The sequence below is a fragment of the Streptomyces sp. HM190 genome, from assembly GCF_009857135.1.
Lineage (GTDB): Bacteria > Actinomycetota > Actinomycetes > Streptomycetales > Streptomycetaceae > Streptomyces > Streptomyces heilongjiangensis.
Genome location: NZ_CP047318.1, coordinates 3,858,720 through 3,871,264, shown reverse-complemented (window position 1 = coordinate 3,871,264; position 12,545 = coordinate 3,858,720). Strand labels below are relative to the sequence as shown.

At 72.3% G+C, this 12,545-nt stretch carries 11 protein-coding genes; 8 read left to right on the top strand and 3 right to left on the bottom strand.

Features of this window, described 5'->3' with window-relative positions:
* Window positions 1–183: 183 nt before the first annotated feature.
* Window positions 184–765: a sigma-70 family RNA polymerase sigma factor gene (locus tag GSY65_RS16340; RefSeq protein WP_159769055.1), complete on the bottom strand. Its 582-nt coding sequence runs from the start codon at window positions 763–765 to the stop codon at window positions 184–186.
* 502 nt (window positions 766–1,267) lie between these two features.
* Here GSY65_RS16340 and GSY65_RS16335 point away from each other — a divergent pair.
* Complete coding sequence (locus tag GSY65_RS16335) at window positions 1,268–1,672, top strand: STAS domain-containing protein (protein ID WP_099963747.1); 405 nt, start codon at window positions 1,268–1,270, stop codon at window positions 1,670–1,672.
* Window positions 1,673–1,910: 238 nt separating this feature from the next.
* Complete coding sequence (locus tag GSY65_RS16330; protein WP_159769052.1) at window positions 1,911–2,423, top strand: EF-hand domain-containing protein; 513 nt, start codon at window positions 1,911–1,913, stop codon at window positions 2,421–2,423.
* 129 nt (window positions 2,424–2,552) lie between these two features.
* Here the strand turns inward: GSY65_RS16330 and GSY65_RS16325 are convergent, their stop codons facing one another.
* Window positions 2,553–4,070, bottom strand: a complete 1,518-nt coding sequence (locus tag GSY65_RS16325) for a class I adenylate-forming enzyme family protein (protein ID WP_159769049.1) — start codon at window positions 4,068–4,070, stop codon at window positions 2,553–2,555.
* Between the two features lie 154 nt (window positions 4,071–4,224).
* On the opposite strand from GSY65_RS16325, the gene GSY65_RS16320 reads away from it, so the two are divergent.
* The 4 genes from GSY65_RS16320 (at window position 4,225) to GSY65_RS16305 (ending at window position 8,646) form a co-directional block, all read left to right on the top strand.
* On the top strand, window positions 4,225–5,418 hold the full coding sequence (locus GSY65_RS16320) for an amidohydrolase family protein (protein ID WP_159769046.1): 1,194 nt from the start codon (window positions 4,225–4,227) through the stop codon (window positions 5,416–5,418).
* A 16-nt stretch (window positions 5,419–5,434) separates the two neighbouring features.
* A complete protein-coding gene (locus tag GSY65_RS16315) occupies window positions 5,435–6,565 on the top strand; it encodes an acyl-CoA dehydrogenase family protein (RefSeq protein WP_159769043.1) in 1,131 nt (376 codons plus the stop codon).
* 164 nt (window positions 6,566–6,729) lie between these two features.
* Window positions 6,730–7,614, top strand: a complete 885-nt coding sequence (locus GSY65_RS16310) for an acyl-CoA dehydrogenase family protein (RefSeq protein ID WP_159769040.1) — start codon at window positions 6,730–6,732, stop codon at window positions 7,612–7,614.
* 504 nt (window positions 7,615–8,118) lie between these two features.
* Window positions 8,119–8,646, top strand: coding sequence for an ATP-binding protein (locus GSY65_RS16305; RefSeq protein ID WP_201452559.1), 528 nt, complete (start codon window positions 8,119–8,121; stop codon window positions 8,644–8,646).
* 632 nt (window positions 8,647–9,278) lie between these two features.
* Here the strand turns inward: GSY65_RS16305 and GSY65_RS16300 are convergent.
* Window positions 9,279–10,211 (bottom strand): cyclase family protein, encoded by a 933-nt coding sequence (locus GSY65_RS16300; RefSeq protein ID WP_159769037.1) that lies wholly within the window; start codon window positions 10,209–10,211, stop codon window positions 9,279–9,281.
* A gap of 105 nt (window positions 10,212–10,316) precedes the next feature.
* Here GSY65_RS16300 and GSY65_RS16295 point away from each other — a divergent pair, with 105 nt between their 5' ends.
* Together GSY65_RS16295 and GSY65_RS16290 are read left to right on the top strand one after the other, a co-directional pair.
* Window positions 10,317–11,237 carry an SDR family NAD(P)-dependent oxidoreductase gene (locus tag GSY65_RS16295; protein ID WP_159769034.1) on the top strand — a complete coding sequence of 307 codons (921 nt, stop codon included), beginning with the start codon at window positions 10,317–10,319 and terminating at the stop codon, window positions 11,235–11,237.
* Window positions 11,238–11,387: 150 nt separating this feature from the next.
* Window positions 11,388–12,521 carry an acyl-CoA dehydrogenase family protein gene (locus GSY65_RS16290; protein ID WP_159769031.1) on the top strand — a complete coding sequence of 378 codons (1,134 nt, stop codon included), beginning with the start codon at window positions 11,388–11,390 and terminating at the stop codon, window positions 12,519–12,521.
* Window positions 12,522–12,545: the final 24 nt, after the last annotated feature.

The window sequence follows — 12,545 nt, the reverse complement described above, 5'->3', positions numbered from 1 at the left end:
CGCCCTCCGGCCGCTCCGGTCCCGCCCAGGTCTCGCGGTCGGTCTCGCGGGTCTCGCCGTCGGTCAGGCGGGCCTGCCCGCCGTCCCGGCCCTCTCCGCTCGCCCCCTGTTCCGCCTGTCCCGGCACCGTCGTCTCCGTGTCCTCCGGCTCGTCCCCGTGCGCGCCGGAGGCGTTCGTGTCGTTCACGCCGTGCCTCCGGGTTCGGGCGGGGTGCCGGAGGGGCGGGTGTCGTGGGCGGTGGCGAGGAGCTGGAGGCCCAGGCGGAGGCGGCGGCGCGCCTCGTCCTCGGTGACGCCCAGCTCGGCCGCGGTCCGCCGGTAGTCACGGCGCTGGAAGTACGCCAGTTCGAGTGCGGCCCGCAGCGGCGAGGGCATGGCCTGCACTATGTAGTCCGCGCGGGCGGCGACCGACGCCTGGTGGACCTTGCGCTCCAGTTCCTCCGTGCTGCCCTCGCCGCCCCGCGCGAGCGCGGCGGTCTCGGTGGCCCGCAGCCGCTGCACGGCCAGCCGGTGGGTGAGCGCGGCGACCCAGGAACGCAGGGGGCCCTGCTTGGGGTCGTACGCCTCGGGGTCCTCCCAGATCCGGACGAACACCTCGCGGGTGATGCCGTCGGCGGCCCGCTCGTCGCCCAGGACGCGGTGGGCGAGGCCGTGCACGAGCGACGCGAACCGGTCGTACAGCTCACCGAGCGCGGCCGCTTCGCCGCGCGTCAGCCGCTGCCGCATCCTGAGGTCCCACCGGGGCGGTGCGTCCTGCGTCGCCATACGGCCCCCTCACTTGCTCTGGCCTGCGCCGTTCCTGTCGCGGGCCGTTCGGGCCGGCCCGTGGCCGAGCCGTCGTCCCGCGCTGAGTCCCACCTGTGTCCAGCCTCTGTGCACCGGGTTCTCGAATGTAGTCGGCACCGCTGACCACGCACGTCCCTTTATGGCAATGTGCGCCCCTCGCGACGCCGAAGGTGGTAGGGCCTCCTCCGCTGCGCTGTTCAGGCCGCCCACATGGGCGTCCGCCGGTCCGCCGGGGTCCCGCGCGCCGTTTCCCTGGCGCGAAAACGGCTGCTCCGGACCGTACTTGCATCGACCTCAATCACTTGTTGATCGGTTTTCGATCACTAGTGACCGTACTCGATGTAAATCTCACCGAAAAGGCCCCTGAAATGGCTCGGTTGCCACGCGCCGTCGACGGAGTACCGGTGTTTCATGGAACGAGGGCGGGGCAGCCGCGCAGCAGGAAGCGGTGTGTTGGCTTCCGGTTCGGCGACTGGGAGGCATCGCGGTGGAGTTCAAGGTGACCGACGGCGAGCAGGGTGAGTGGGCCGTGCTGCGGGTGTCGGGAGAGATGGATCTGGTGACTTCGCCCGTGCTCCGTCAACGGGTGCACGAGGCGGTGGCCGACGGTCGCCGCAGTCTCGTCCTCGACCTCTCGGGTGTCGTCTTCTGCGACTCCAGCGGGGTGGGCGTCCTCATCGCCACCCGCCGCCTCATGCGGTCCTGCCGGGGACGGCTGCGGCTGATCCTGCCGCCCGACGGCAGGGCGGGCGGCCCGACGGAGGGCGCGCACGTCAACCGCGTCATGGCCGCCCTCGGTGTGCGCCGTCTCTTCGACGTCCACCCGGACGTCATGTCGGCGGTGGCCCCGGAGCCCGAGGGCGAGGCCGACGCCCTCTCGGCCTGACCGCGGGCCCGCTCACCGACCCGGTCACCTCCCCCCGGTCACCGGCCTGTCCGCCGGTCCTACCGCACCCACCCCCCGTGTCCCGGGGGCCACACAGTTGTCCCGGAATTCCCGCAGTCTTGGTACAAGCGTCCCTTTCGCGCTCCGTACCGCCCTCGGACGTCGTACGCTCCGTCCGAGGAACACCGACAGGCATGGATCAAGCAGTCCACTCGACGTAAGGCGGGCCCGAAAGAACATGGTCAGCAGCGAGTACGAGCGCCGGATCGCCGCCCGGTTCGCCACCTTCGACCAGGACGGCAACGGCTGGATCGACCGCGAGGACTTCAGCGCGGCGAGCAAGGCGGTGCTCAACGAGTTCGGCACTCCCGCCCGTTCGGACAAGGGCCAGGCCCTGTACGGCGGCGCGGAGGCCTTCTGGCAGGGCATGGCGGGGATAGCGGACCGGGACGGCGACCAGCGCATCACCCGCGACGAGTTCGTGAACGGCGCGGTCAAGCGACTGCGTGACAACCCCGAGCGGTTCGCCGAGATCGCCCGCCCCTTCCTGTACGCGGCCCTCGCCGTCGCGGACGCCGACGGGGACGGCTCGGCCACGGTCGACGAGACCGCCCGCATCCTCAAGGCCCTCGGTGTGCCCGAGCACATGGCCACCGCCACGGCCGCCACCCTCGACACCAACGCCGACGGCAAGGTCGACGAGGTGGAGGTCGTGACCGCGTTCGCCCGCTACTTCACCGTGCCGGAGTGATCGGCGAAGGGGTCGGACCCGATCCTGCCCGGTTCATGACCCCTTCACGCCCCTTTCGCGCCATTTCACGCCCCTTCGTGGCCCTTCATGACCCTTCATGGCCCCTTATGGGTCATGACCCCGTCCGGTTCATGACCCCTTGCCGCCGGTACCCGCAAAGCGCTCCCGCAGCTTGTACTTGAGAACCTTCCGCAGGGTCTCGTTGCGCGGCAGTGCCTCCACGATCTCCACCTGCTCCGGCAGTTTGTGCACGGAGAGCCCCTCCGCGCGCAGGTACGACGTCACCGCCGCCAGGGTCAGCGCCTCGGCCTCGGGCGGCTGTTCCACGACCGCGCAGACGCGTTCCCCGCGTTCGGCGTCCGGCAGCCCGACCACCGCCACGTCCCGCACGGCCGGGTGGCGGTGCAGCAGGTCCTCGATCTCCTTGGCGGAGATGTTCTCGCCCTTGCGGATGATCACGTCCTTCGACCGCCCGGTCAGCACCAGGTGCCCGCTGTCCGTCAGCCGCCCCAGGTCGCCCGTGACGAAGAACCCGTCCTCGTCGAACGCCGCCGCCGACTGCGCCGGATCCAGGTACCCCCGGCAGACGGCCTCCCCCCTCAGCCGCACCTCGCCGTCGACGATCCGGATCTCCATGCCCTCCGGCGGCCGCCCCTCCGTGGTCGCGAGGTTCTCCGCGGAGTCGTCCGGCGCCCCCATCGTGATCATCGGTACCTCCGTCATGCCGTACCCGTGGGTCAGCTGCACGCCCATCTCCCGGACGACGGCGTGGTACAGCTCGGGCGGCTTCGGCGCGCCGCCGCCCGCGAGCAGCCGCAGCGAGGGGACGACCGGGACGCCCGGCTGCTTGCGCTGCTCGGCGAGGAACATCGAGTAGAACGCCGTCGACCCGCCCGCGACCGTCACCCCGTGCTTGCGGTAGCCGTCCAGCGCGGCCGGCAGCGCGAAGTGCTCGAACAGCACGGCCGGGAACCCGTACAGCAGGAGCATCACCATGTAGTCGGGGCCGCCTATGTGCGCGTACGGGAAGGCGATCGAGCCCACGTCGTCGCGGGTCAGGCGAAGGGCGTGGGCGAGGCAGGAGCCGCCCGCGAGGAGCGAGCGGTCCGTGTGGAGGACGCCCTTCGGGTCGGAGGTGGTGCCGGAGGTCCAGTAGATCCAGCGCACGGAGGTGCCGTCGGCCGGCGGCGCGGGCAGGACCGCCGGATCGCCGTCCGGGAGACCGTCGTACGCCTCGAAGACCCCGCGGGCGCCCAGCCGCCGGGCCATCGCGGTGTGGTCGAACCCGCGCCACTCGCCGGGGACCGCGAAGAACTCCGCCTTCGACTCCCGGAGCGCGAAGCCGACCTCCCGGTCGCGGTAGAAGGGGATGACCGGGGACTGCACGGCGCCGAGGCGGGCGATGGCGAAGGACAGCAGGGCCGTCTCGATGCGGGTGGGCAGCTGCCAGGCGACGACCGTGCCGGGGCGTACGCCCATGTCGTACAGGCCCGCCGCCACCCGCTCGGCGCGGGAGCGCAGCTCGCCGAAGGTCAGCGTGCGGTCGTCCTGGAGGAGGACGGGCCGGTCGGGGGTGAGCGCGGCGCGGCGGTCGAGGAGTTCCCAGAGGGTGCGGGACGTGCCGAGCGCGTGGGCGGTTTCGTTCACAGCGGCCCCCTGCCTGGAGGACTCGTCCCAAAAACTGACGAGCTGTCAGATGGTGGGCAGAGCGTAGGCCGGGGCGCCTTGTCGGTCCAGGGGTGTGCCACTAACCTGCTCGACAAGGATCTGACGGTCCATCAGATAACTGAGTGGGGGATCCATGACCGAACTGCCCCGCATCATCAGCGTCGACGACCATGTGATCGAGCCCGCGCACCTCTTCGAGACCTGGCTGCCGCGGAAGTACCGGGAGCGCGGTCCCCGGCCGCTGACCGCCGGCATCGGCGAGCTCGCCTATGTCGCCGGGAAGTACCAGATCACGATGGACCCCGAGGGCCAGCCGACCGACTGGTGGATCTACGAGGACCTGAAGTTCCCGTACAAGCGCAACATCGCGGCCGTCGGCTTCGACCGCGACGAGATGACCCTGGAGGGCATCACCCGCGAGGAGATGCGGCGCGGCTGCTGGGACCCCAAGGCCCGCCTGGAGGACATGGACCTCAACCACGTCGAGGCGTCCCTGTGCTTCCCCTCCTTCCCCCGCTTCTGCGGGCAGACCTTCGCCGAGGCGCACGACAAGGAGGTCGCCCTGGCCTGCGTGCGCGCCTACAACGACTGGATGGTCGAGGAGTGGTGCGGCGACAGCGGCGGCCGGCTGATCCCGCTGTGCCTGATCCCGCTGTGGGACATCGACCTGGCCGTCGCCGAGATCCGGCGCAACGCCGCCCGTGGCGTCCGGGCGGTCACCTTCTCCGAGATCCCCACCCACCTGGGGCTGCCGTCCATCCACTCCGGCCACTGGGACCCGTTCTTCGCGGTCTGCCAGGACACCGGCACCGTCGTCAACATGCACATCGGGTCCAGCTCCCAGATGCCGGCCGCCTCCCCCGACGCCCCGCCCGCCGTCCAGGCGTCGCTGTCCTTCAACAACGCGATGGCCTCGATGATGGACTTCCTCTTCAGCGGCGTCCTGGTCCGCTTCCCCCGCCTCAGACTCGCCTACAGCGAGGGCCAGATGGGCTGGATCCCGTACGCCCTGGAACGCGCCGACGACGTGTGGGAGGAGCACCGCGCCTGGGGCGGCGTCCGCGACCTGATCCCCGAACCGCCGTCGACGTACTACTACCGGCAGATGTTCTGCTGCTTCTTCCGCGACAAGCACGGCGTCGCCTCGCTGGACGTCGTGGGACGGGACAACGCGACCTTCGAGACCGACTACCCGCACGTCGACTCGACCTTCCCGCACACCAAGGAGGTCGCCCTCGACCATGTGAAGGGCCTCGACCACGAGACGGTCTACAAGCTCATGCGCGGCAACGCGATCCGCATGCTCGACCTCGACCTCGACCGGTGACGGGCGGCCCCCGGTCATGGATCTCGCGTACAGCCCCGAGGAGGAGGAGTTCCGGGCCGGACTGCGGGAGTGGCTGGCGAAGGTCCTGCCCACCCTGCCGCCGAAGCCGTCCCCCGACGACTGGCCCGCACGGCGCGCCTACGACCTCGGCTGGCAGCGGACGCTGTACGACGCCGGGTACGCCCACGTCCACTGGGACGCCTCCCCGACCGTCCGGCTGATCTTCCTGGAGGAGACCGAGAAGGCCGGCGCCCCCTACGTCGGCGCCAACTTCGTCGGACTGCTGCACGCCGGGCCCACCATCGCCGCCGAGGGCACCGCCGAGCAGCGGGCGCGCTGGCTGCCGCCGGTGCTGCGCGGCGAGGAGGTGTGGTGCCAGGGCTTCAGCGAACCCGGAGCCGGGTCCGACCTCGCGGCGCTGCGCACGCGCGCGTACCGCGACGGCGACGACTACGTGGTCACCGGCTCCAAGATCTGGACCTCCCACGCGGAGGTCGCCGACTGGTGCGAGCTGCTGGTGCGGACCGATCCCGCCGCTCCGAAGCACCGGGGCATCTCCTGGCTCGCCATGCCCATGGACGCGCCCGGTGTGACCGTACGGCCGCTGCGCACGCTCGCCGGGTCCACCGAGTTCGCCGAGGTGTTCCTCGACGAGGTCCGCGTCCCCGTGACCCATCGGGTCGGCGAGGAGAACGACGGCTGGCGCGTGACCATGGTCACCCTGTCGTTCGAGCGCGGCACGGCTTTCGTGGGCGAAGTCGTCGCCTGCCGAAAGGTGTTGGGGGAGGTCGTGGCGCAGGCGCGGGCGAACGGGCGGTGGGACGACCCAGGTGTCAGGCGGCGGCTCGGACGGCTGAACGCCGAGTTCCGGACGCTGTGGCGGCTCACCCAGTGGAACGTCAGCGAGGCCGAGTCCTCCGGAGGGGTGCCGGGGGTGGGGGGTTCGGTGTTCAAGCTGAGGTACTCGCGTGCCCGGCAGGAGCTGTACGACGCGGCGGCGGAGGTGCTGGGGCCGGAGGGGGTCGATCTCGGGCGGCCGTGGGTGCTCGATCGGCTCAGTTCGCTGTCGTACACGATCGCGGCGGGGACGTCGGAGATCCAGCGGAACATCGTGGGCGAGCGGATCCTCGGGTTGCCGAAAGGGTGAGGGGTGAGGGGTGGGCGGGGGCGCCCAGGGGGCGGGAGTGCGCGGGGGGTTGGCGGGTGCGGGTGGGAGGTGGCTGGTCGCGCGGTTCCCCGCGCACCTGAGGGGCGTGGCCGCGCCCCGCCCTCGACGCAGGCGTAGGTGCTCGGCGTGGACTGGGGACTTGGATGCGGTTTCAACTTGATGAGCAGCAGGTCGACTTGCAGCGTGGGGTGCGGGGGCTGCTCGCCCGGCGGTTCGGGCGGGACGCGTTGCGGGAGGGCGTCGACGCGCCACGGGTCGACCGGGGGCTCTGGCGGGCGCTGGGGGACGCCGGGTTCTTCTCGCTGCGGCTGCCGGAGGCCGAGGGCGGGGTCGGGCTGGGGCTGCCCGAGGCCGTGTTGGTGTTCGAGGAGGCGGGGCGCGCACTGCTGCCCGGACCGCTGGCGGCCACGCATCTCGCGGCCGGCGTGGTGCCGGGCGCCGCGACCGGGGAGACCGTCGTGACCACCGTCGCGGGCGGGGGCCTGGTGGAGTGGCTGGACGAGGCCGACGTGGTGACGGGGGACGCGACCGGTGCGGTCCCGGTGCGGTCGGTCGACCCGTTGACGCCGTTGCACCGTGTCCCGGAGGGCTCCCGCAGCGCCGGTCCGGACGGACTCCTCGTCCTGCTCACCGCCGCCGAGCAGCTCGGCACGGCGGTGCGGACCTGTGAGGCGGCCGTGCAACACGCACGGACCCGTGAGCAGTTCGGGCGGCCCATCGGGGCGTTCCAGGCCGTCAAGCACCTCTGCGCCGAACTGCTGGTCCGGGTGGAGGTCGCCAGGGCGGCCGTCTACGCGGCGGCGGTCACCGCCGACCCCGTGGACATCGCGGCGGCCCGGCTGCTGGCCGACGAGGCGGCGGTGCGCGGCGCCCGCGACTGTCTCCAGGTCCACGGCGGTATGGGGTTCACCTGGGAGGCCGACGTACATCTGTGTCTGAAGCGGGCGTGGGTCCGGGCGGAACGTGGCGGATCAGTGACGGACAGTGAGGAAACCTTGGCGGGTGAACTGTTGACCGAGGTGCACTGATTGTGCTGACCAGCACCACGGCGGAGTCCGTGGCGGCATCATGGGGGAATGTCGCGGAACGTGGCACGCCGGAATTACCGAGCGTTGATACCGGGTTGTGTCCTGGGTGTGACTTGTCACGGCCTGGAGTCGGGGTCGTCCTCCGGTACCTTCTGGGGGATGCGAGTGGTTCCGAGGCCCGGCCGATCCGGTGTTGCCCCAGTGGCGGCCCCGGACGCGGCGGTGCCCGTCGCTCGTGAAGTGGGCCCACGACGCGTCGCTCCGGTCTGTTCGACTCCCCGCGATGAGCGTCGCACAGTATGGCGTAGGCGTACTCCTTCGCGCTGGAATATGCCCGAAGCGCTTGTTGGGGTGACTGTACGTCAACCATGCTGTCCAGCAGGGGGATCACGTTCCGTGATTCCTGCGCCGACGGCAGTGGGGTCGGCCGAGCAGAAGATGACCACGATCGTGGCCCCGGAGGGGCGTGCGGAGATGTGTCCGCCGGTTCGGATGGTGTGAGCGGTGCAGGTGCTTCAAGTGCAGCTGGAGATCCGGCCCGACCCCGCAGAGGTCGGTCGCGCCCGGAGATGGGCCCGTTCACGGCTCGCCGGGTCCGGGATAGGGGACGACGAGCCGCTGGGCGAGACGCTGATCCTGCTCGTCTCCGAGCTGGTCACCAACGCGGTCGTCCACACCGGGCGGCCGGCCGTGCTGCGGCTGCTGCTGTCCGGGCTCCGTGACGGCTCCGCCGGCATGGTCCGCCTGGAGGTCGCCGACGCCAGCGCCTGCCCGCCCGCGCTCCGCTGTGCCGACGGCGACGAGACCGGCGGGCGCGGCCTCGCGCTCGTCGAAGGGCTCGCCGACCGGTGGGGCTGGAGCCACGAGGGCATCGGCAAGCGCATCTGGTGCGAACTGGACCGCGCCACCGCCGGCCCGTCCGGGGCGACCGGCGCGGGCGGGGTCGCGACCCCCACCGAGTGCCCGTCGGGCCGCGCCGTCACGGGCCTGGCGGCGGTGTCCCGTGCCGGACTGGCGTACGGGGCGGTCTAGAAGGCTCATGAAGATCTTGGGTTCTGGCCCTTGAGGTTGGGGTCGGGGCGGCTCGTGTCACGCCATGCGTATCCCCGGGTGCGCACGCTTCCTGCCCCCGCGTGCGCACGCACTCCTGCCTTCCGTGTGTGCGCCCGCCTGGCGCTCCCGTGTGCGAGTGGGTCCTTCCCCCTCGTGCGCACGCGCCCTCCCTCCGTGGGGTTCTTGCCACTCTTCCCCGTGCGTGTGCGTGCCGGATGCGGCGCGCCTTCGCGGACCGGTAGCCGCCCGGCGTGCGCCTCGCTGTCGCATGCGCCTGCGCGCCGAAGCACGGCACCGGCCCCTTCCGCTCGCGGTGGCGGGGAAGTGCGCCGGGGGTGCTTCCGTACGCGGCGCCGGGACCCGGGTCCCGAGGGGCAAAACCCCGAATGGGTGTTGACGCGCTGTGTCCGTTTGATCACGCTTGTGGTCATCGATTCGCCGCGAGGGGACGACGAGGGCTTCGAGGACGCGGGCCCTCGACGAGTGTGGGTCGTGTCGCGGCGTCGGCTCCCGGCCGGGTCCGGGGAGCGGGGCGGGTACGCCGAGGCCGGACGGCGGCGCGCGGTGCCGAGCTCGGGGCGGGCAGCGGCGCGCCGCCTGCCGCCCCTGTCTCACAGCACGGCCACCGGTGCCACCGGCGTGCCCGTGCCGCCGACGAACGGCTCCGGCATCGCCGACAGCAGGAAGTCGTACCGGCCCGTTTCTCCACAGGCTGTGGACAACTCCTCCAGGTTCCAGTTCTGGCCCTGCGGCATGCCCATCTCGACCAGGTGCAGCGCGTGCACCGGCAGCCACAGGCCCTCGATCTCCGGCGGGAAGATCTCGAAGGTCATCGTGTCGTTGGCGACGGCGGCGACGTCCCGCGCGTGGAACCACTCCGGTGTACGGATCGACAGCCCCGGTGACGGGAACGCGTACCCGTGCTTGTCGCCCGCGAGGTACGCCCGGACCTGACCGGTGCGGACGAGGACGATGTCGCCCGCGCGGACCCGTACCCCCGCCGACTCCTCCGCCGCGTCCAGGTCCTCGGGGGTGACCGCGTGGCCGCCGGGCAGACGGCCGGTGTCGGTGCCCAGGGCGCGCGGGATGTCGAGGAGCACCCCGCGCGAGACGATGTGGCGGGCCTTGTCGATGCCGGCGAACGCGGCCCCGGCGTGCGGGGTGATCGTGTGCGCCGGGCGGCCGTTGTAGAGGCGGCCCGAGTGCGAGACATGGGTGAGGGCGTCCCAGTGGGTGCCCGCCTGGAGGCCCATCGTCACGGCGTCGTCGCTGCACGCCACCGTGCCGGGACCGAAGATCTCCTGGTTGACCTGCACCATGACGTGCAGCGGGTTGACCCGGCCCGGGATCATCCCCGTCTGCACGCCGTCCTGCTGGAGGGGCAGCGCGAGCGGGACACGGCGCCCGGAACGCACCGAGCCGGCCGCCGCGCGGACCACCTCGTCGCTGATCAGGTTGAGCGTGCCGATCTCGTCGTCCGCCCCCCAACGGCCCCAGTTGTTCACGCGCTTGGCGATGTCGTGGAACTCCGTGGGCAGTGACATCGGCCCTCCCCGGGGCTTGTGCCGGTGTATCTGACGGGTCGTAGAATCGGCGTGCGAGCAGATCTAACGGTCCGTCAGAAACCGCGATGAGGGGAAGGGGCCGGGGTGGGAAACTTTCTGGCAGGCAAGGTCGTCGCCGTCACGGGCGCGGGACGGGGGATCGGCCGCGCGGTCGCCCTCGCCGCGGCGGCGGAGGGCGCGCGGGTCGTCGTCAACGACTACGGCGTGTCCGTCGACGGCTCCGAACCGACCAGCTCCGTCGCCGAGACCGTCGTCAAGGAGATCGAGGCGGCCGGTGGCGAGGCCCTCGCCGTCGCCGACGACATCTCCACGATGGCGGGCGGACAGCGGGTGGTGGACGCGGCGGTCGCCGCGTACGGGCGGATCGACGGGGCGGTGTGCGTCGCCGGGATCCTGCGCGAGCGGATGCTGTTCAACATGTCCGAGGAGGAGTGGGACCCCGTGGTCGCCACGCACCTGAAGGGCACGTTCACGGTGTTCCGGGCGGCGTCGGCGGTGATGCGCAAGCAGCGGGCCGGGACGTTGATCGGGTTCACCAGCGGCAACCACCAGGGGTCCGTGTCGCAGGCCAACTACAGCGCGGCCAAGGGCGGGATCATCTCGCTGGTGCGCAGCGCGGCGCTCGGGCTGCACCGGTACGGGGTGACCGCGAACGCGGTCGCGCCGGTCGCGCGGACACGGATGTCCGCGGGGGTGCCGACGCAGCTGACCGACATCGGTGAGCCGGAGGACGTGGCGGCGTTCGTGGTGTACCTGCTGTCCGAACGGGCCCGGGAGGAGGGGATCACCGGGCAGGTGTACACCGTGGCGGGGCCGAGGATCGCCGTGTGGGCCCAGCCGAGGGAACTGCGTTCGGCGTGGGCGGAGGGCGGCTGGACGCCGGAGCGGATCGCCGAGGTGCTGCCGGGGGTGGTGGGGGTCGATCCCCTGCCGATGCTGGCGCGGGTGGAGGAGATGGCGCGGGCCGCTGCCGCGGGGGAGCGGCCGAATCAGGGCCCCTCGTAGCCCGGGGCCGGGGGTTGCCGGGCGGCTGCGGACGGGGTGCGGCTGGTCGCGCGGTTCCTCGCGCCCCTGAGGGGCGCGGCGCGGGTTCGACGTCAGAGGTTCTGCCTGTGTGACGAAGGTGCGTGCGGTCGACCGGAGGCGGTGTGGGGCGTGGAGTTCGGGGTGGAGGACGCGGCGTTTCGGCGGGAGGCCCGGGGCTGGCTGGCCGCTCATGCCGGGGGCGCCGGGGAGCGGCGGGCCTGGGAGCGGACGCTCGGGGCCGACGGGTGGATCGGGCTCGGGTGGCCGGAGGGCGGGTACGGCAACCGGACGGCCACGCTCGTGCAGCAGGTCGTGTGGGCCGAGGAGTACGCGCGCGCCGGTGTGCCGCCCAGGTCGGGGCACATCGGGGAGAAGCTGCTCGCCCCCACCCTGATCGCCTTCGGGACCCGGGAGCAGAAGGAGCGGTTCCTGCCGCCGGTCGCCCGCGGCGAGGAGCTGTGGTGCCAGGGCTACAGCGAGCCCGGTGCCGGCTCGGACCTCGCGGCCGTCCGGACCCGGGCCGAGCGCCGCCCGGACGGGACGTACACCGTCACCGGGCAGAAGATCTGGACCTCGCTCGCCCACGAGGCGGACTGGTGCTTCGTGCTGGCGCGCACCGAGCCCGGATCACGGCGCCACCACGGGCTGTCGTTCCTCCTCGTGCCCATGGCCCAGCCCGGCCGTGTCGAGGTGCGGCCCATCCGGCAGCTGACCGGCACGAGCGAGTTCAACGAGGTGTTCTTCGACGGGGCGCGCGCGACCCACGTCGTCGGCGGCGAGGGCGACGGCTGGCGGGTCGCCATGGGTTTGCTCGGCTTCGAGCGCGGCGTGTCGACGTTCGCCCAGCAGATCGGGTTCGCGGAGGAACTGCGGGACGTCGTACGGGCCGCCGAGGCGAGCGGCGCCGCCGACGACCCCGTCGTACGGGAGCGGCTCGTGCGGCAGTGGGCCGAGCTGCGGGTGATGCGGTGGAACGCGCTGCGGACGCTGGGCGGTTCGGAGGAGCCGGGCGCGCCGAGCGTGGCCAAGCTGCTGTGGGGGCGGTGGCACCAGCGGCTCGGGGAACTGGCGATGGAGGTGCGCGGCGCGGACGCGGCCGTGGGGCCCGCGCCGTGGTCGCCGCGCACGCCCTACGCCCTCGATCCGCTCCAGCACCTGTTCCTGTTCAGCCGGGCCGACACCATCTACGGCGGTTCGGACGAGGTGCAGCGCACGATCATCGCCGAGCGGGTGCTCGGTCTGCCGAGGGAGCCGAGGGGATGAGGGGCGTGACGACGGTGCGGAGGG

Bases quoted from the DNA above. Each gene is read 5' to 3' on its own strand.
- GSY65_RS16315 (WP_159769043.1), top strand. From the start codon at position 5,435: ATGGATCTCGCGTACAGCCCCGAGGAGGAGGAGTTCCGGGCCGGACTG.
- GSY65_RS16310 (WP_159769040.1), top strand. From the start codon at position 6,730: ATGCGGTTTCAACTTGATGAGCAGCAGGTCGACTTGCAGCGTGGGGTG.
- GSY65_RS16320 (WP_159769046.1), top strand. From the start codon at position 4,225: ATGACCGAACTGCCCCGCATCATCAGCGTCGACGACCATGTGATCGAG.
- GSY65_RS16330 (WP_159769052.1), top strand. From the start codon at position 1,911: ATGGTCAGCAGCGAGTACGAGCGCCGGATCGCCGCCCGGTTCGCCACC.
- GSY65_RS16340 (WP_159769055.1), bottom strand. From the start codon at position 765: ATGGCGACGCAGGACGCACCGCCCCGGTGGGACCTCAGGATGCGGCAG.
- GSY65_RS16300 (WP_159769037.1), bottom strand. From the start codon at position 10,211: ATGTCACTGCCCACGGAGTTCCACGACATCGCCAAGCGCGTGAACAAC.